Annotated in this window: 17 protein-coding genes and 1 riboswitch; of the genes, 4 read left to right on the plus strand and 13 right to left on the minus strand. The window is 37.2% G+C overall.

The features are described from left to right. Positions 1 to 198 precede the first annotated feature (198 nt). Entirely contained in the window at positions 199 to 810 is a 612-nt protein-coding gene (locus tag PQ479_RS02835) for a TetR/AcrR family transcriptional regulator (RefSeq protein ID WP_047989113.1), read from the plus strand. Positions 811 to 846: 36 nt separating this feature from the next. Further along, positions 847 to 995, plus strand: a riboswitch (cyclic di-AMP (ydaO/yuaA leader). 157 nt (positions 996 to 1152) lie between these two features. Here PQ479_RS02835 and PQ479_RS02840 read toward each other — a convergent pair. Together PQ479_RS02840 and PQ479_RS02845 are read right to left on the minus strand one after the other, a co-directional pair. Beyond that, positions 1153 to 2460 (minus strand): D-arabinono-1,4-lactone oxidase, encoded by a 1308-nt coding sequence (locus tag PQ479_RS02840; RefSeq protein ID WP_053070415.1) that lies wholly within the window; start codon positions 2458 to 2460, stop codon positions 1153 to 1155. Next, positions 2457 to 3617 (minus strand): alanine racemase, encoded by a 1161-nt coding sequence (locus PQ479_RS02845; protein ID WP_273716747.1) that lies wholly within the window; start codon positions 3615 to 3617, stop codon positions 2457 to 2459. Before PQ479_RS02845 ends, PQ479_RS02840 begins: the two co-directional genes overlap by 4 nt. 312 nt (positions 3618 to 3929) lie before the next feature. Here PQ479_RS02845 and PQ479_RS02850 point away from each other — a divergent pair, with 312 nt between their 5' ends. Beyond that, positions 3930 to 4232, plus strand: a complete 303-nt coding sequence (locus PQ479_RS02850; protein WP_047989111.1) for a hypothetical protein — start codon at positions 3930 to 3932, stop codon at positions 4230 to 4232. Between the two features lie 142 nt (positions 4233 to 4374). Here PQ479_RS02850 and PQ479_RS02855 read toward each other — a convergent pair whose 3' ends face one another. Further along, positions 4375 to 5229 carry a GNAT family N-acetyltransferase gene (locus PQ479_RS02855; RefSeq protein WP_047989110.1) on the minus strand — a complete coding sequence of 285 codons (855 nt, stop codon included), beginning with the start codon at positions 5227 to 5229 and terminating at the stop codon, positions 4375 to 4377. After that, entirely contained in the window at positions 5219 to 6289 is a 1071-nt protein-coding gene (locus PQ479_RS02860; RefSeq protein ID WP_047989109.1) for a serine hydrolase domain-containing protein, read from the minus strand. Before PQ479_RS02860 ends, PQ479_RS02855 begins: the two co-directional genes overlap by 11 nt. An 84-nt stretch (positions 6290 to 6373) precedes the next feature. On the opposite strand from PQ479_RS02860, the gene PQ479_RS02865 reads away from it, so the two are divergent. Continuing rightward, a complete protein-coding gene (locus PQ479_RS02865) occupies positions 6374 to 6535 on the plus strand; it encodes a DinB family protein (RefSeq protein ID WP_273716748.1) in 162 nt (53 codons plus the stop codon). A gap of 24 nt (positions 6536 to 6559) precedes the next feature. Here PQ479_RS02865 and PQ479_RS02870 read toward each other — a convergent pair whose 3' ends face one another. The 6 genes from PQ479_RS02870 to pdxS form a co-directional block, all read right to left on the minus strand. Then, entirely contained in the window at positions 6560 to 6838 is a 279-nt protein-coding gene (locus PQ479_RS02870; RefSeq protein WP_047989108.1) for a CD3324 family protein, read from the minus strand. A gap of 293 nt (positions 6839 to 7131) precedes the next feature. Then, complete coding sequence (locus PQ479_RS02875; protein ID WP_047989107.1) at positions 7132 to 8334, minus strand: ROK family transcriptional regulator; 1203 nt, start codon at positions 8332 to 8334, stop codon at positions 7132 to 7134. An 822-nt stretch (positions 8335 to 9156) separates the two neighbouring features. Next, complete coding sequence (locus tag PQ479_RS02880) at positions 9157 to 10125, minus strand: NAD(P)H-dependent flavin oxidoreductase (protein WP_047989106.1); 969 nt, start codon at positions 10123 to 10125, stop codon at positions 9157 to 9159. A gap of 638 nt (positions 10126 to 10763) precedes the next feature. After that, on the minus strand, positions 10764 to 10910 hold the full coding sequence (locus tag PQ479_RS02885; RefSeq protein WP_273716749.1) for a hypothetical protein: 147 nt from the start codon (positions 10908 to 10910) through the stop codon (positions 10764 to 10766). Positions 10911 to 11297: 387 nt separating this feature from the next. Further along, entirely contained in the window at positions 11298 to 11873 is a 576-nt protein-coding gene (gene pdxT / locus PQ479_RS02890; RefSeq protein WP_047989105.1) for a pyridoxal 5'-phosphate synthase glutaminase subunit PdxT, read from the minus strand. Beyond that, positions 11873 to 12760 (minus strand): pyridoxal 5'-phosphate synthase lyase subunit PdxS, encoded by an 888-nt coding sequence (gene pdxS, locus PQ479_RS02895; protein ID WP_047989104.1) that lies wholly within the window; start codon positions 12758 to 12760, stop codon positions 11873 to 11875. The genes pdxT and pdxS overlap by 1 nt, the downstream gene beginning before the upstream one ends. A 122-nt stretch (positions 12761 to 12882) precedes the next feature. Here pdxS and pdxR point away from each other — a divergent pair, with 122 nt between their 5' ends. Next, the gene (gene pdxR / locus PQ479_RS02900) at positions 12883 to 14283 is read left to right on the plus strand and encodes a MocR-like pyridoxine biosynthesis transcription factor PdxR (RefSeq protein WP_047989103.1); all 1401 of its coding nucleotides are present in this window, start codon (positions 12883 to 12885) and stop codon (positions 14281 to 14283) included. Positions 14284 to 14695: 412 nt separating this feature from the next. On the opposite strand, the gene PQ479_RS02905 is transcribed toward pdxR, so the two are convergent. From PQ479_RS02905 to PQ479_RS02915, 3 genes are all read right to left on the minus strand, one after another. Beyond that, positions 14696 to 16009 (minus strand): GntP family permease, encoded by a 1314-nt coding sequence (locus PQ479_RS02905; RefSeq protein WP_047989593.1) that lies wholly within the window; start codon positions 16007 to 16009, stop codon positions 14696 to 14698. Between the two features lie 51 nt (positions 16010 to 16060). Beyond that, positions 16061 to 16837, minus strand: a complete 777-nt coding sequence (locus PQ479_RS02910) for a 3-hydroxybutyrate dehydrogenase (protein ID WP_047989102.1) — start codon at positions 16835 to 16837, stop codon at positions 16061 to 16063. A gap of 286 nt (positions 16838 to 17123) precedes the next feature. Next, positions 17124 to 18473 (minus strand): sigma-54 interaction domain-containing protein, encoded by a 1350-nt coding sequence (locus tag PQ479_RS02915; RefSeq protein ID WP_420535534.1) that lies wholly within the window; start codon positions 18471 to 18473, stop codon positions 17124 to 17126. Positions 18474 to 18518 lie beyond the last annotated feature (45 nt).

Raw genomic sequence — 18518 nt, forward strand, 5'->3', positions numbered from 1 at the left:
ATAATGTCGTCCCAGTTTTCTTTCATAGTGTACTAATATTCATCTACGGGTTAACTTGTTCATTCATTCTATTATTGGTTTCAAGTCAATAATATATATCCATCTGCAAAAAAAATCAATGGTTTTAAACCAATTTATTTGAAATGGTCTAAAACAAGGACTATATTTAATAGGAAGTGAAAATAAAGGGGGAATATGATGGATGGATTTCAAAAGAGAAAACAATTGAAATCATTGGCCATATTAGCGACAAGTTTGCAATACTTCAAACAAAATGGAATGAAAAAAACGTCTCTGACTCAAATAGCACAACAATCGAACGTTTCAAAAGCGACGATACTTAACTATTACCAATCCAAAGAGAATTTAATCATTCAAACATTTAAATACCATATTTCGCAACGGTTTGAAGAATATGAACAAGTGATCAACCAAACAAATAGCTTTAAAGATAAAATCAGTTCACTTTTATTTTTGCAAGATCCGAACCAAAACATTCATCAAGAGTTCATTTATTTTTATCGAGATCAATTAAATTCATCTGAAAGTGACATTTGTCAATTTTATATGGAGAAAAGAGATGCATTTTATCTTCAATTTTTCGAACATGCCAAAAAAACGGGTGAAATAGACTCTCATTTTTCCAACGAAATTCTCATGTTTTATTTAAAAATGATGATTAACGGTATTAAACATTACCCTAGTTATATTAAGCTTGACCAATTTTCTGATGATATTGTGGAATTGTTTTTACATGGTGTATCCACATATGATAAAAAAAACCTTGACACTTCTTCCAAACAGGAGTAAATTGTTCTTTATTCATTCTATTATTGTTTCAAAAAAACCTTAAGATTGCTTAATCATTTATTTGAACGGGGGAACCAATTCATGGACTTTAACGAGCTCTATGATGGGGTGAATCTTTTATAAAGAAGGGGGACTTACACCTCCTAATCCGTCAGCTAACCTCGTCAGCATCTGTAAGAAGGGTCATCATTTATTGACCATTCTTTACGTATGGTCTTTTTTTATTTGTGTAGCTTCACCATTAAGTTGATTGTTTATTCCTTTACAGAAGTTCACTATCGGCTCTTTGGCTATACAGAAAAAAGACATATTCACCATTTGAATATGTCTAAGGTTCAAATTCTATCGGCCAAGTATTAGTTGACGAAGATAATCATTTATAAAGATATGCTCGGGGTCTAGCGAATTTCTCGTCTTTAAGAAAGCCGCAAACTTTGGATATAAGTGTTCGAGGTCTTTTTTTGTTTTGGAGTGCCATTTCCCCCAATGCGGGCGACCGGCATAGCTATCCATAATGGTTTCCATTGCATAGAAATAGGACTCAAACGGCATTCCTTTATACATGTGAAAGGCCAAGTAAGCAGATTTACGTTGATAAGATGGACTTAACCAACTCTCATCAGCAGCGACCATTCTACATTCAATAGGAAAATGCACTTGAAATTGTTCTTTTTTGATTTTCTTTTGAATCTCATCTAAAGCATCCTGTAATGCTTCAATGGGAATCGCATATTCCATTTCAACAAACTTTACTTTTCTCGGTGTCGTAAATAGATCATAACTATTAGCCGTAATCACTTGCTTACTCACTGATTTAGCCGATAATTGGCTCATCCTTTTACTTGATTTAGGATATAAACGACATACCTCCGATACGAGATAAAAAAGATAATTTTCAATAACAACATTTTTCCGATGAAAATGACGAACACTTTGAGGACGAGCAGAAGATACTTTCATTTTTTTCGTTTGTATATATTCAGAAAATGGAAACATAAAAAATTCAAAGTGAGTATTTTCTTCGATCCATTTTGGTAACTGTTCTTGTAATTGCTCAAACGTGACTTTCTCACTTCGAAAGTCATAGACTGGTGCTTTTATGATTCTTAATTTAACTTTGACGATAACACCAAACAAACCTAAAGAGATAAGACTTGCCTGAAAAAGTTCTTGGTCCTTTTCTTTTGAGCAAGTAAGAAGCTCTCCAGTTGCTGTAACCAATGTCAGTTCTTCAACTTGACTAGGTATATTACCAAATTGAATACCGGTACCGTGTGTGCCTGTTGAAATCGCACCAGCTAAACTTTGCACATTAATATCCCCAAGATTTTCTTGAGCGAATCCTTGTTTGGCTAATTCGTCACCTAATTCAGATAAGCGAATACCGGCTTGAACCGTTACGGTTTGATTGATTACATCTATGCTTTCTATTCGTTTGAGACGGTCAAGGCACATGAGATAGTCATCACAGTTTGCAAGAGGTGTAAAGGAATGACCCGCGCCAACTACTCTTACTTTTTTTCCTGATGCTTTGGCTTTTTTTATAACAGTCCTTACATCTTCAATTGATTCAGGATAGAAGGTTGAAGCTGGTATGCTTTTACTCGTAGAAGCCCAGTTTACCCATCGTTTATTTTCCAACACTTTCATAAAAAACACACCCCTTCACCACGGTATGTTAAAAATGATTGTTCTACTTCTCCGTTCCTTTGGCCAATGATGTTGTCAAAGCGTTCACAAATTTCACCTGCTTTAGCAGCCCGAAAAAGAACCGAGTCACCTATGTGTAATGTACCTAAATAATGTATAGGTGTTTGTACTTCCCCTGCTCCCTCTAGCTTCGTAAGACTCGCACCAGGTGGATAAATGAGTAGCGGCTGTTTATCAACACCAACACTGCCTGAAGCGATATAACCACCACCTAAACAGGTGTAAAGATGTTTGCCAGCCTGTCTAACTATCGGTAATGAGAAAAAAAGAGCTGGGTTATATTGAAAATCGCGATAATGGTCAAAAAGAACAGGTGCATAAAAGCCCGAACCTACCGTAACTTCTGTAATCACTTCCTCACAAACTGTATGTGACAAACTACCTGTCCCTCCCCCATTAACAATACGACAGATAAAGCCATGGTCTTCTAAGCAAGTAACGATTCGTTTTCTTCTCTTCTCGATTTGGGGCATGGATACCTTTTTTAATGTTTGAATGAGTTTGTTTGTCAGACTCTTACCTCTAACAAAATCAGGAACACCAGCTATTTGAGCTTCGTATCCCATGATTCCACAAAACTGCAGATTTTGACTTTGTCTAATCGCAAAGGCTACACCTAAAACTTCCTCGCATTGCTGTAATGGAGATCTTCTCACACCAAAATGAAGGGCAGGAAATTGAGTACTCATATCAATATCCACTAGCACATAAAAGCGACCATTGACTGCCTTAGCCAAATCTTCTAGCTCATTAACGTGGTGAATCGAGTCAATCATAACAAAGATCTTTGCTTCACCATGTACTTGTGCAATTTTTGATAAACGTAATTGGTCTGTGGTCGGATAACCGATTATGATATCTGTAATGTTATTCTCATACAAAAAGAGTGCTTCCTCTGCCGTATAACACATCACACCTTGAAAAACGTCATCGCTGTCTAGAATATACCTTAAGAGCTCTAGCGAACGAATGGACTTAGAGGCAATTCTTATTTTCTTTCCAAAAGCTTGTTTGGCGATCATTTTAGTATTATGTTCGAAAGCATCTAAATCAAGAAGTAACTCGGGTGTTTTCGTTGTTACGAATGGATGTTCCATCATAGCACCTCTAATATACTTAATATTCTGTCTTTTATGATTATTATATCGTACTATCTCATGGTTTTCATTAGTTTTGTATGAAAGTGGCTTTATGGCGATAGGTTGTACCTTGAAGTTTAGCTAGTCATCCATCTTGAGATAGACGACCTAAACAGGACAGTGGTCCCCTTTTGTTCCTGCGACTCCTAATGGTGATGGAGTTGTAAACGGGCTGACTGTTTAAATAGTCGCTATTACTCCACCTGTTTAGGAATTTATAAGTAAGTAAATAGAGTAGTGTAGTTAATACAATCTGAGGAGGTAAGATGTATGAAGAATCGTTTATTATCAACAATAACCGGATTTATAATTGGTACTTTATTAATTTTACTAGCAAATTATATGTTTGATTTAGGTGTTGATGCCCTCAGTGTTGGGGTATTAGCTATGACGGTTTTATTACTTAGTATTTTTGCATCACCATGGTTAGAAGGAAAGACACAGGAGTCTGAACCGAAATCAACTAGCATCCTTATATTCAGAGTAGTCATCTTTATAATCATTATTGCTGTTATTATAGTGGGAATTATTTTTATAGGTGAAGCGTTAAATCTAGGTTCATTGCCAGTTTAAAGTGTTAGGAACTTCTCCTTTTGATATCCACATAAAAAAAGCAGCTAATAACTGCTGCTTTTGCATGATTTGATACACAACGCAAGAATTCGCAAGTAATCGAGCGACAATAGTAAACATCTCATTCGTCGTGACCGTTTATTTAAGTTAGTATGGTGCTATTCATTACCTTTGTAGGAACTTTGTATTCATAACCTGTATAACTCTGCTGAATCTTAAGGCCTAGCTTTTGTGCTAATTGATTGGAGGCCCTATTACTATCAGTGCAATCCCAATAGGGGTGACCTTGCTTTTCTTGACACGACCTTATAAAAGCCTGTGCGGTTTCGAGTGCCAAAGACTGTCGTCTGAATTTCTCATCTGTCCAAATATTGATGATATAATAATGGTCACTGACAAAACTTGAATAGCAATAACTAATAACCTGTCTCTCAAATACGATACAATACCCAATTCCTTTAGCATAGAAGTCGTTTAAGCTATACCATGATTGTTCGATTGTTTTTTTCACTGTTGAATAGTTGAGGAGGCTGCTGAAGTAGTTATCTGTTTCGTTACTGAGTTGTAAAAGCTCGTATTTGCCCGAAAGTTGTCCCCCTAATTGTTCATGCGTGTTCTGAAAATTATCATTAAGGTACACATGCTGTTGCCAATGTGGACTATTATTGAAGACATTTTTTAAAACAGGCTCCCAATTAGCTTGGCTGGAAATAGCTTCAAACCATTGCAATCCTAGTTCGACCATGTTTGGATATATGGTTTCTAAAAGAAACGATTGGAGTTCAGCAAGGAAAACTTCGTTAGCTGCATCACCAAAAAAAAGAAAACCGTCATGATTACCTAGCCAGACAAAGCCACTTCTAGGCTTCTGGCTATCGTCAACAAAGACTCTGCCACGATTAACCCCCTGAAGAACCGCTTTTGCTTCCAGTGCGCTTACATGCTCTAATAAAGGAAGGCACCGCCGGAAGCTCTTTTCATGTAATTCAGTGATCAATGGATTCACCCTCTTTTACGATTTCCTGCAACTCATCTGCTAAGGTCCAAACATCACTATCTTGATTGGATAAAATGATTATTGTCACATCATTTTCTGGGTAAACATTCATCGTACAACTAACTCCAGCATTATTTCCATCCTTGTATCGATAAAATATGTTCTCGCTCTCATAATGAATCATATATTGAAAGCCATAGCCCATCCAGCTCGAGTAATCTTGATATTTTTGATATAACTCATGAGGCTTGAATAATTGTTCTGTATATTTCTTATTTAAAAGCTTCCCCTCTGCTAACGCTTGAAGAAATAAAGCTAAATCAGAAGCAGTCGTTAAAGCTCCTGCATCAGCTGAACCAATAAAAGGATATGAATAAATATTTTTACGATACCCTGTGACATTACCTTGCTCATCATATTCGGAAACATAATGCTCAGCTACTCCTTCAATCACCTCATCCATACGACCAAATTGTGTATCTTGCATAGAGGCTTTTTCAAAAATAAAGGTTCGGATGTAGTCGTGATAACTCATATTTGTAAGCTTCTCAATGATTAATCCTAGTAAAATATAAGCACAATTATTATAACGACACCCTTCTCCAGGTGGAAAGTTAGCATCTTTATAAACAAATTGCTCAAGATAATCCGTTGTTTTTTTCATCATATAATTCGGTTTTGATTGCCAAATCGCTTCATAATCCTCACCGGCTTCTTCATCAGCATCGTCACCAATCCCGGAAGTATGAGTAAGTAATTGATAAATTGTCACATGTGAGTCAATGTTTGTATGGCTTAAATCAATTAAATCATGAACCTTTGAATGAAGATTAAGTCCGTAATTTTCTACTAATTGCAAAATACCTACAGCGGTAAACACTTTTGTAATAGAAGCCGTATCAAATTTTGTTTGAATTTGATTACTAACTTTTAAACCACGATGTGCATAACCAAATGCTTTGTGGAGTATCAACTGATTCTCTTTTCTTATATATACAACACCTGAAAAATGATCGGTATTCACATATTTTTGAACACGATCCAATAACTGATTTTTCATATTATTCACCATCCTTAAAGATACAATAACATCCTCATATAAATTAGGGATAGCTTTAAAATTTGTATGAATGAAACTTGAGCCATGTATCTAACAGCTCAAAAGTTAACATTTGGTACTCCTATATATGCTGACATTGTGAACCATGTCATCGCCCACGAATTTCATCATATTGTTCAATTATCGGTCTGGACTAGAGAGATAGGACTCACTCTCTATTATGTAGAAATGATTAAAAACCTCTGAACATTTGCTCAGAGGTCAATCAGTCTATTTATTCAATTGCCCTTGCACCCTAATAATCCGCTGGATACTTTTGTCTGACAAATAATAACGTTCCATTAAGTCATGTTTTGAAACGCCAGATAAATAGTCTTGATAAAGCTCGTGATTCCTAATGGCGAGTTGTTTTCTTGTGCCATTTTTTTCGCCCCAACGACTTCGCTTATTCTCTTTCCTAGGAATATATAAGGGCTTGCCATCTACATAATGTTGAATTTGGTCGATTAACTCTTTGGGTAATACTTCTTGTGCATTCATATAACTCATGGCTTTTTCCTCCTCTTATTTCAATAGTTACTTTAAAATGAGAGTTCGGAAATTTAACATGTGCTATAGGAATACGTTCATACAATTCAGATCAACATCTTCAAAAGGAACACCTCTTCCTTATTTAAATAAAAGAAATATTCAGCCAAATTATATCACTCTTTAGCTTTTAAAACAAAGATTTGTGAAGCGATCTTCAGATACTGGCGTCCTCCTAATAAAGATCGCAAATAAACTTAATTTATTAAATAAATTAAGTTTATTTTAACATGGTTTGAAAATTCTCAAAGAGTCTATTTATGATTTGAGAAAAAAATATGATTTAAAACTAATGTAACAGCTCCGATTAGTGTTCCTTCATCTTTTAATTCTGATTCAATAATTATCGTGTTGCGGGCGTCATTTGTTAAAGCATTATCTTTCACAACCCGCCTCATTTCTTCTAATACAAACCCACCTGCCTTAGCCACACCGCCTCCGACTATAATACATTCAGGGTTAATAAGATTGATAAGGTTCGTCACACCCACCCCTAAGAAATATCCAACCTTTGCTAAGATCCGAATTGCACAAGGATCACCTTGGTTCGCACATTGAAAAATGAGCTCACCCGTTAACTGCTCACTTGAATTTACTTGCTGCATGATATAATCATTATCTTTTTCCTGTAAGACGTACTCAACTAAAGCCTTTCCGCTTGCGACCGTTTCTAAGCAGCCAATACGACCACACGAGCATTTTTCACCCTTAATATCAATGAGAGTATGACCGAACTCTCCGGCAATATGATTACTTCCACGGTACAGTTCACCGTTATATATAATGCCCGCTCCAATTCCTACACCAACATTCACACAGATAAAATGGTTAATACCTTTCCCTGCTCCAAACCAACTCTCGCCTAAAGTGAAAGCTCGTACATCATTTTCTACATATACAGGAATTTGAACCTTCGTTTCTAAATATGACTTTATTGGTACATCAACTAATTGGAAATTCGGTGCAAAGATGGCTGTTCCGAGTTCAGCATTCACAACTCCATGCATACCTATACCAATACCAACTATTGCTTGTTTATCAAGCCTAGATTCTTCAATTATGTTTTGAATCGATTCTTCTATGTAAGATAAAAATAACGAGTTATCTAATTTCGCCGATAAGGGTAAGTCTTTTTTTCTTATAATGACAGCTTGTAGGTTAGTAATCGCCATTCTCACTTCAAAGGCACCGATGTCAATTCCGATGATATATTTACTACGATCATCGATGGATAATAGAATAGGCTTTCTGCCTCCTTGCGAGGAACCATTTTCTCCTTCTTTAATCATTTTCTCTTCAAGTAGGTCTTGAACGATATTGGTCACTGTTGCTGGGGTAAGTTGTGTTTCTTTCGCAATAACGGCTCTAGAAATAGGCTGTTTTAATCGAATTTGATTAAGGACCTTGGCACGATTTGTTAATCTCATGCGTTGAAAACTACTAATTTGTTCAGTCATCCTTCTCTTCCTTTCTTTTTACTTTAATCACTCTTCTAAGTTGCTGATTATCATATTTTATCGTAATCATTAAGGTACATACTGTCAACTTAGGTTAGTAGGTTGCACATTAAAGTTAGCTGGTTAAGTGGGGTGGCATTGAAAGTACAATGGGTGAAGTAGCCAAGCTCGCTTGGCTAACGGCCCAAAAACACTTGGATTTTAGATACTAATCCTGATGGGTTACTACTCTCTCTTTTTTATTGGTGGTGGCTGGTTGTGCGGTGCGCTGAATCTTTTTAGGAAAGCTCTTGCGAGCTCACCCCTAAAAAGTGGCAGGGCTACGGCAAAGTGTGAGCATCCCCAAAAACCGTTTATATGAATGAAAAGCCACCAGTAAAAGGCGAACGCCACGTTCATCTTTGTTGGTGGCGAATTGAACGGGGCTTCGCCATGTGGGTTTTGTATGAAAGTTAAAAGGTGGTGATTATTTCTCTAGATATCATGATCTTTAGGTCTTTGTTTTTAGATACTGATACTGATGGGTTATTACTCTCTCTTTTTGTTGGTGATGAGATACTTTACAAGTCATCATGGGAGCTTTGTATGAAAGTTCAACGAGCGACGCTCATTTCTCAAGATAAGCTGACCTTCTAGTATTTGTTTTTGGTCCGTTTGCTTGACTTACTGCCCAAAGTTGCTTAAAAATTGGCTTTGACATGATTTATCGGGGTGTTTTCGAGTTGTTTTTTGAAGGTGAAATTTGATTTCATGAAGTTGCTGTTTGGACAATAGACCGGTGCTATTATCCAAACAGAGTTAGATAAGAAGATTATATTAATTTTATTTACGTGGGAGCAATGATTTTTGATTAAGTTGTTCTAATGCGTTTGTATATTCTTGTTTTAGTTCGGCAACAATCTCTTCCACGGATTGAATCTTATGAATAGTACCGACACCTTGGCCAGCAGAGAAGATATCTTTCCATGCTTTTGCATCTGATTGTCCGACATCGATTTTCTCTTTTCTTTGTAATGCTTGTATATCATAACCTGCCTTCAACACACTTTTACTTAAATAGTTGGCAGGTACACCACTAAATGCATCTGTATAAACTAAATCTTCAGCTGTAGAATCAAGTAAGGTTTTTTGGTAACTTTCATTAGCCATACTTTCATTTGCAGAGATAAACCTCGTACCCATATAGGAAAAATCAGCACCTAAAACCTGGGCAGCCAAAATATCGTTACCATTTGTAATACTACCCGCTAAAATAGTGATTCCTTTCCAAAATTCTTTGACACTTGCTATAAAAGCCATTGGATTTAATAACCCTCCATGTCCTCCTGCACCATTCGTAACTAAAATGAGACCGTCTACGCCAGTCTCAGCTGCTTTTCTAGCATGTGTAAGCGTAGCCACATCTGAAAATACAAGTCCACCATATTCATGAACTACTTGAACAACAGAATTAGGCTTTCCTAATGAAGTAATAACAATGGGTGGTTGGTACTTGGCTATAAGTGCCAAATCATTCTCAAAACGCTTATTCGTTTTATGAACAATTAAATTAACTGCCCAAGGAGCGACTTGACCATTTTCCTCTTCGATTACTTTCAAATGTTCTTTAATTTCAATCAACCAGTTTTCTAATTCTACGGATGTTCTGGCATTTAAAAGTGGAAATGACCCCATGATCCCTTGACGACAAGATTCAATAACAAGTTCCGGTCCAGAAACTAAAAACATCGGAGCATTAATAACCGGTAGTTCCATCGTTGCTAGTAAACCCTTAACACGCTCTTTGCTCATCACATATCCCCCCTAGCTAATCAGACCAAACAGTCTGTACATCCATTTTAAAATAGATCCAGAGAAATTTAAACTAATAATTATAATAATTAGAACAATATAGCTCTATATAACAATCATAAACTTTGGTCGGTGGCTTTTTTATTGTATCTAACTTACGAAGAGTCTTATTCTAATACTAATTCACCTTTCTTTATTTGGCACCGCCAACATTTCGGAAACCTTGTAGGCCAAGGAAATTAGAAAATAAAACAGCCAATTTTAAGCTTCTATTTTTAAGGATTAGGCTGTTTTATATGTATTACAATTTAATCCCTAGACCAACTCACATGAACTAAGAAGCATGCACCAACCCGAGCGGAGTGAATGGGGAGGCCGACTCCTGCAGGAGGTAAGGGCAGGCCGAAATCCACTTGCGATAGCAAGTTAGTTTGGTGCCCGCCGGAGGGTGCGTGCCCCCATTCCCGGAGCGCTCTTCGAAGAAGAGCACGCGAGCTTCAGATAGCTTCCATACAAAAAACCATGGAAAAGACATATATCCCACAGTTAATAATAAATCAGAAAATTATGAAATTCACTTGCAATTTTTCTCTTTAGCTACTAATATAATGATTGGGAAGCACACCCTAAGACGTTTCTTACATGAAGCGTCTATTTTTCTTTTTAGGTTTGTCTCTCGATTTTCTTTTGAGCTCTTTTAAGTTCTTTAACCCTAGTGTGATGGAAGAAAAGATTGTGGCAGCGAGTACTAGAAGTTGTAATACAGGCTCAAGCCACTCCAACACGATTATCTCCCCCTTTTTAATTACAAAATCAGCCTCACACAGACGTTCATATCTGGCAAGGCTGTTAAATCGCAATAAGCTAAGGACAAGTTATCTTTGTCCAAATGGAATATATGTCTATTTACATTTTACCATATCCATAGCGACCACGATATAATAATACGAATATTCGTTCGATTATCCTACTTTTATATTTATACCAATATACTTTTTAATTCAATATCCCTAATTCATACTGTATTTCTTCTTGTCTGAAAGGAGTAACGAATCATTGTCACGACAAGCTTCGACGAATAAATCCCTTCTGAAAAAAAGTGCCTATCTCCCCCACGAACAATTTATATCAAAATAATGAGTAGGACTTTTTCACTGACTTACTCTTTAACATCAAACATTCATTTTCCTGCTTGCTATTATTTGAATAAAGGCTTGATGAAACCGATCATCATTTGTTAGTTCCGGATGAAATGAGCAAGCCATATATTGCTCTTGTTGTACGGCCACGATTTCGCCATCTATTTCAGCTAAAACTTTCACGTTAGGTGCAACCATTTTAACTAAAGGTGCCCGTATAAAAACAGCATGAATATTAGAGCCAATATCCTTTACATCCAAGTTCGCTTCAAAGCTTTCTCTTTGTCTTCCAAAAGCATTTCTTTCCACGTCCATGTCGATATAACTTAAATGCTGATCAGTTATACCATTCACCTTTTTCGCCATTAAAATAAGTCCAGCACACGTTCCGAATACAGGTTTCTTAAACATTTTTAGCGGCTCTAAAAATTGATACTGTTTGATTAATTTAAGCATAGTAGTCGATTCACCGCCAGGAATGATCAGTCCATCCACTTCTTCTAATTGCTCTGCTTTTTTAATCTCCAACGTGCGGACGCCATTTTGCTGTAATAAATGCCTATGCTCCGAAACAGCCCCTTGCAAAGCTAACACGCCAATTGTGATCATTACCAGCCGCGCTCCTGCATTCTTTCTTCTTTCGAAAGTGTAGCAATTTCAATCCCTTTCATTGCTGTGCCAAGATTTTTTGATAACTGAGCAATTAATTCATAGTCTGTATAGTGTGTAGTGGCTTCAACAATCGCCTTCGCAAATCTTTCTGGATGCTCTGATTTAAAAATTCCAGACCCTACAAAAACACCATCTGCTCCAAGTTGCATCATTAATGCCGCATCTGCTGGTGTTGCTACACCTCCCGCAGCAAAATTAACAACAGGGAATCTCCCCTTTTGTTTAATTTCCAATAAAAGCTCATATGGAGCACCGATATTTTTCGCTTCTGTCATAAGTTCATCGATAGACATCGCCATAACGTGTTTGATTTGGGCTTGCATTTGTCTCATGTGACGAACAGCCTCAACTATATTTCCAGTTCCTGGTTCCCCTTTAGTACGAATCATTGAAGCTCCTTCACCGATACGTCTTGTAGCTTCCCCTAAATCTCTTGCTCCACAAACAAATGGCACAGTGAAATCGCGTTTATGTAAGTGATAGACTTCATCTGCAGGCGTTAATACTTCACTCTCGTCAATATAATCAACACCCATTGCCTCTAAGATACGTGCTTCAACAATATGACCTATTCTTGCTTTAGCCATTACCGGTATTGATACTGCGTTCATGACCTCCTCCACAATGGTTGGATCAGCCATTCTTGCAACGCCACCTGCTGCACGTATATCAGAAGGTACACGCTCTAAAGCCATCACCGCCACAGCACCCGCTTGCTCGGCAATTCTAGCTTGTTCCGCATTAACAACATCCATAATGACTCCACCTTTTTGCATTTCAGCCATACCGCGCTTCACTTTGTCAGTTCCTAGTAATCGTTCCATCGAATCCACTCCTATACTTGAAATATAATGATTTGTTTATTAGTATAGAAATGAACTGATATGATTGAAAGTGTCAGTTTTAATAAAAGTAATGGGTTCAGATATGAGAGGTGCGAGCAATTATGGAAAGCTTTTGGTGTGAACTTCATCGAGATAGTTCTGTTCCATTATACGAACAACTTTACACATATATTAAAAGTGAAATTACTGAAGGACGGTTACCTTATGGAACAAAACTTCCTTCCAAGCGTAAAATGGCAGAATTCTTAAAAGTGAGTCAAAATACCATCGAAACTGCTTACGAGCAATTACAAGCGGAAGGTTATGTAGAGGTCAAAGCTAGAAAAGGTTATTTTGTTCAAGCATCAGATGAACTAGAATACATTCCACGTCACACAAAGGAGGAAATCAAGACCCTTCCCTCAAAGGAACAATATCAATATAATTTTCATCCGAGTCAAATCGACCCGAGAGAGTTCCCATTCGACAGATGGCGCAAACACGCCAGAAACGTAGTAGCCCCTGAAAATCACCATTTATTATTATTAGGTGATACGTTAGGAGAAATGGAATTAAGAGAAGAAATTCGGCATTATTTATATCACTCACGCGGGGTAAAATGTCATCCTGATCAAATTGTCGTTGGAGCAGGGGTTGAGGTCCTTTTACAGCAACTTGTATTGCTACTTGGTTCGGATAAAATTTACGGAATTGAAGACCCTGGCTATCATATGATGCTTAAAATCATTCAACATTATCCCAATGAGGCCATACCTATAAGTGTTGATGCTGAAGGTGTGCAAGTTGAGCAATTGCAAGACTTAAATGTGGACATTGTATATACAACCCCCTCACATCACTTTCCATATGGTAGTGTACTTTCAATTAATCGCAGGCATAAGTTATTAACTTGGGCAGAAGAAAACACGGAACGATATATTATTGAAGACGATTACGATAGTGAATTTCGCTATTCTGGTAAAACAATACCGTCTTTACACAGTATGGACAGAACTGAAAAGGTCATTTATTTAGGCACTTTTTCAAAATCACTCATGCCATCCATCCGTATTAGCTATATGGTGTTGCCAAACAACCTTTTAGATATATTTAAGCAAAAATTTGCTCATTATCACTCCACCGTATCACGAATTGATCAAGTGATTTTAGCTAGTTTTATGAAAAGTGGCGACTTTGAAAAACATCTAAATCGCATGAGGAAAATCTATCGAAAGAAATTAGAAAAGGTATTATCACTATTAAAGACTTACGAGGAGAGCATTCAACTAATTGGAGAGCATTCTGGATTACATATCGTGCTCAAAATTAATAATGACCACACCGAAAACGAGCTTATTGATTTGTCTGCTAAAGCAAACATGAAAGTGTACCCTTTATCCAATTACTCATTAAAAAAAGGCGTACAAGATGCACCACAGTTTTTACTTGGCTTTGCTCACATCCCTGAACACGAATTAGAAAGAGCTATTAATCAATTATTAAAAGCGTGGCATTTCAAGTAACTTACTCATCGATAAAAAAAATCATGATCTACTTAAACAAATTCTCTTGATTATTAAATTTCGACGGAACTTCGTACAACAGTACAGCTCTATTCCCCTGTTGTCTCGTGACTCCCTCGCTTTTGCTCGGCCTATGTTGTTACTTCTTCGCTTTCCCTACGACATAGTAACGCTTTTTCCCACCTAAAAGTGTAAATGGTTATTTAATCGTTTTTGAACATTCTTAGATTAGCATTTAAATCCTACAAATCCACGATCTCTTTAAGGCCTGCATCCCCCAAAAAAAATACACCTACCCAATTCGCATTTTTATGCCAATTAGATAGGTGTCATTTCTTCATTAAACTTTCATTTTCAAATTACTCGCTATTCACATTTTATAAGGGTTACATGAATCTTTGTTTTTCCTCTATTACATACCGAGTGCAAATAGAGCAATCGCTAATACAACACCAAGTAATGGTACAACTACGGTTACCGCCGCAAAGGCTGGGTAAGCGTCTTTATGTGTCTCGCCACAAATAGCTCGAATTGTCGTTACTACATAACCTCCATGTGGTAATGTATCTAATGCACCTGAAGAAATAGCTGCGACACGGTGTAACGCTTCTGGATTAACACCCATATCCATATAATGCGGTGCCACTAGTGGTAGGGCGATTTGCTGACCACCAGAGGAAGAACCTGTCAATCCAGCAATAACTCCAATCGCAACAGCGGCTCCAATTAATGGACTCCCTGGGATATCGGTCACCGCAGCTACCGCCGCTTTAAAAGCTTCTGTATTCTGAGCAACTGCTCCAAAACCTACAACAGCCGCTGTATTCGTAATCGCTAACAAAGCACCCATCGTTCCATTTGAAGCAGACTCCCATACATTTGGTAGGAATTTACGATTTAATGCCCATGTTGCAACAATTCCCCCAGTTAATGCAATAATTAATGCAGACGTTCCTAAAGTATCGTGGAATATGAAAGAAACAATAAGGACAACTAACAACGGAATCGCTGATAACAATGGATTCGGTAGTTCTTTTTCTTCAATTACCGGGTCACCAACACGAGCTTCAAACTTTTCACCTTTTGCAACAGCACGATAGATTAATTTCTTTAGAAGCCAATAACCTAAAATGATCATAAAGATAGCAACAATTAAACTTACTTCCCAAGCCGCATAAGCGTTTGTGCCTAAGAACTCAATTGGAATCCAGTTTTGAATTTCTGGTGAGCCAGCGGAAGTCATTGTAAAGGTTACAGAACCAAAAGCAAGTGCTGCCGGTATAAATCGTCTCGGTAAATTAGCTTGTTTGAACAAACTTAAGGCAAGTGGAAATACAGAGAAACCTACAATGAATAAACTAACGCCTCCATAAGTTAAGATCGCACACGCTGCGACAACAGCAGCCAATGCATATTTAACACCCAGTTTATCTACGACCCATTTAGATACACTATCTGCTGCCCGTGCATCTGCCATCACTTTCCCAAAAATAGAACCGAGCAAGAACATAATAAACCAATTCGCAACAAAACCTGAAAATCCAGTCATGTAGCTTCCTACCATACTTGCTTCCCCAGCTTCTACGAGTTGTGGAAACAACGGGATACCACTAAATACCGCTAACCATAACGTTGATAGTGGGGCGGCAATTAATAAATTCATCCCTCTCATCGTTAACACAATTAATAATGTCAAACCACCAATTAAACCAATAGCACTAAAAATCATTTATAACACTCTCCCCCAAAAAGATATAAGCGCTTTCATAAAATCAATTTATTGAGCAACATAACCACCGTCTATAACAATCGCTTGACCCGTAACACCTTTTGCTTGATTACTTGAAAGAAACATCGCATAGTCTGCGATTTCCTGAACATCTAATAACCTCTTCTGCGGAACTAATGGATAGATAACCTCTTCTAACGCCTTATCAAAAGTAACCCCTCTTGTTATCGCTAAATCCTTCAGCTGATTACGAACAAGTGGTGTATCCACATAACCAGGGCATAAAGCATTAACCGTTACACCATGTGCGGCCGCCTCAAGTGCAGCTACTTTCGTTAGTCCAATCACACCATGCTTAGCACTGTTGTAGCCTGCTTTTCCTGCAAAACCAATTAACCCATTAATGGAAGCCATATTAATAATGCGACCGAAACCTTGCTTTTTCATAATAGGTAGTGCGTGCTTAATCGCAACAAATGGAGCAACGAGCATTACTTTTGTAATTAATTCAAATGTTTCTGTCGGAAAATCTTCAATGTTTGCGACATGTTGAAAACCTGCATTATTGATTAAAACATCTAATCGACCATAATGCTCAACCGTTTTTTCAATCGCTGTTGCAAGCTCCTCTTCCTTTGTCACATCACAACGAAAGCCTAAGCATTCAAAGCCTTGTTCTTTAAATTCATTGGTAACCTCATTAAGTTTTTCCTCATTTAAATCTGTAAAAACTACCTTGGCTCCTTGATTAATAAATGATTTACCTATTTCTAAGCCAATTCCACTCGCACTTCCTGTGATAAAAACAACTTGATCTTTAACCATTTCCTCTACCACCTTTATACTTTTTAGAAATCGCTTTCAAATACATGGACATTAATTGTAAATCCTTTCAATTCCCCCTTTTATGTTTACAATTTAATATAAGCAAGATTCGTGCCAACTTTTATAAAGCCACAAAGTGTTCAAATCTCCGACTTCTTCAACAAAAATGGAGAGAGGACTTTCCGTAAAAACGGAAAAACCTCTCTCCATTTGAGTTAAAATTAGCAACCAAACACACGATATGTGCAATTCCGCAAACACGAACCTGTTTCCGTATATACGGAAACTACAACTTGTATTTTCTTATCATTTCATAAAGTTTCGTTTTGCCGATACATAATTCTTGCTGCACAGCTTTTTTGTCACCATTGTATTTACTTAATGCTTTTTTAATTACTATTTTCTCCGTTTCTTCTATAATACTTTTAAGACTTTTATCCTTCGTGGCATCTATTTTTGCGAAATGTGCAGGTAAATCATGTTCTTGTATCCATTCAGAGTTAGTTAGATGTACCGCTGCCGCGATGACATTCTCTAGCTCTCTAACATTGCCTGGCCATGAATAACTCAAAAATTGATTCATCACCTGTTCATTAAAATCAACAATCCGTTTACCTACTCTCATCGAAATTTGAAATAATAAGTACTTGGCCAAAATACGAATATCCTCACGTCGTTCTTTTAGTGACGGAATATCTAATTGAATCACATTAATCCGATAAAATAGATCTTCACGGAATTGCTGCTTATCAATTAGGTCTTCTAAAGGTTGATTTGTGGCGGCAATAATACGAACATCAACTTTATCAGTCGTCATTGACCCTAATGCTTCCACTTCACCCGTTTGAATCACTCGTAATATTTTAACCTGTGCACTTAAAGGCATATCTCCAATTTCATCGAGGAAAATGGTACCACGATGTGCGAGTTGAAACTTACCTAATTTCCCCCCTTTTTTAGCACCAGTAAATGCCCCTTCTTTATAACCAAAAAGTTCTGACTCTAGTAAATGGTCAGGAATCGCCGCACAATTCACTTTGATAAATGGCTGTTCGTTCCGCTCGCTTAAATGATGAATACTATGAGCAAACAACTCTTTACCAGTTCCACTTTCCCCTCTTAATAAAACCGAAACATCACCCGAAGCGACTCGTTTTACTTTTTCTTTTAAGTGTGTGATTGCTTCAGAGCTCCCAACGATATCATGTAATGTATAGGTCACCCCATGCTGTTCTTTGAGGGCTTTTCGTTGGTTTTCCAGGGCTAGCAATAAATCCTTAATATGGCTATTCATTTTCATCCATTCTTCCGTATCTTTATAAAGCACCGTTCCAACAGCCCCGACCACTTCATTCTCGTCAAAAATTGGCACTCGATTGGCAATCATATGGTTGCCTCGAATATATTGAATATCAGCAATTTCCTCCTGACCACTTTTGACAACATGATGCATTCGAGAATTTTCAATCACTTTTGTCACATGACGACCTAATGCTCTCGATTTATCAATCCCCAAAAATTTGCAATAGGTCTCATTTATATTTGTAATGACTCCCTCTTTATCCACAATCACGATACAGTGATAAGCGTTTTCAAAAATGATCTCGAAGATTTCATCCATATATGCATGATTAATATCCAAAGCTATACCCCTTTTCTTCCATGGAAGATACTTGTCTCT

Source organism: Alkalihalobacillus pseudalcaliphilus, from assembly GCF_028610675.1.
In the GTDB taxonomy this organism is placed as follows: Bacteria; Bacillota; Bacilli; order Bacillales; family Bacillaceae_D; genus Alkalihalobacillus; species Alkalihalobacillus pseudalcaliphilus.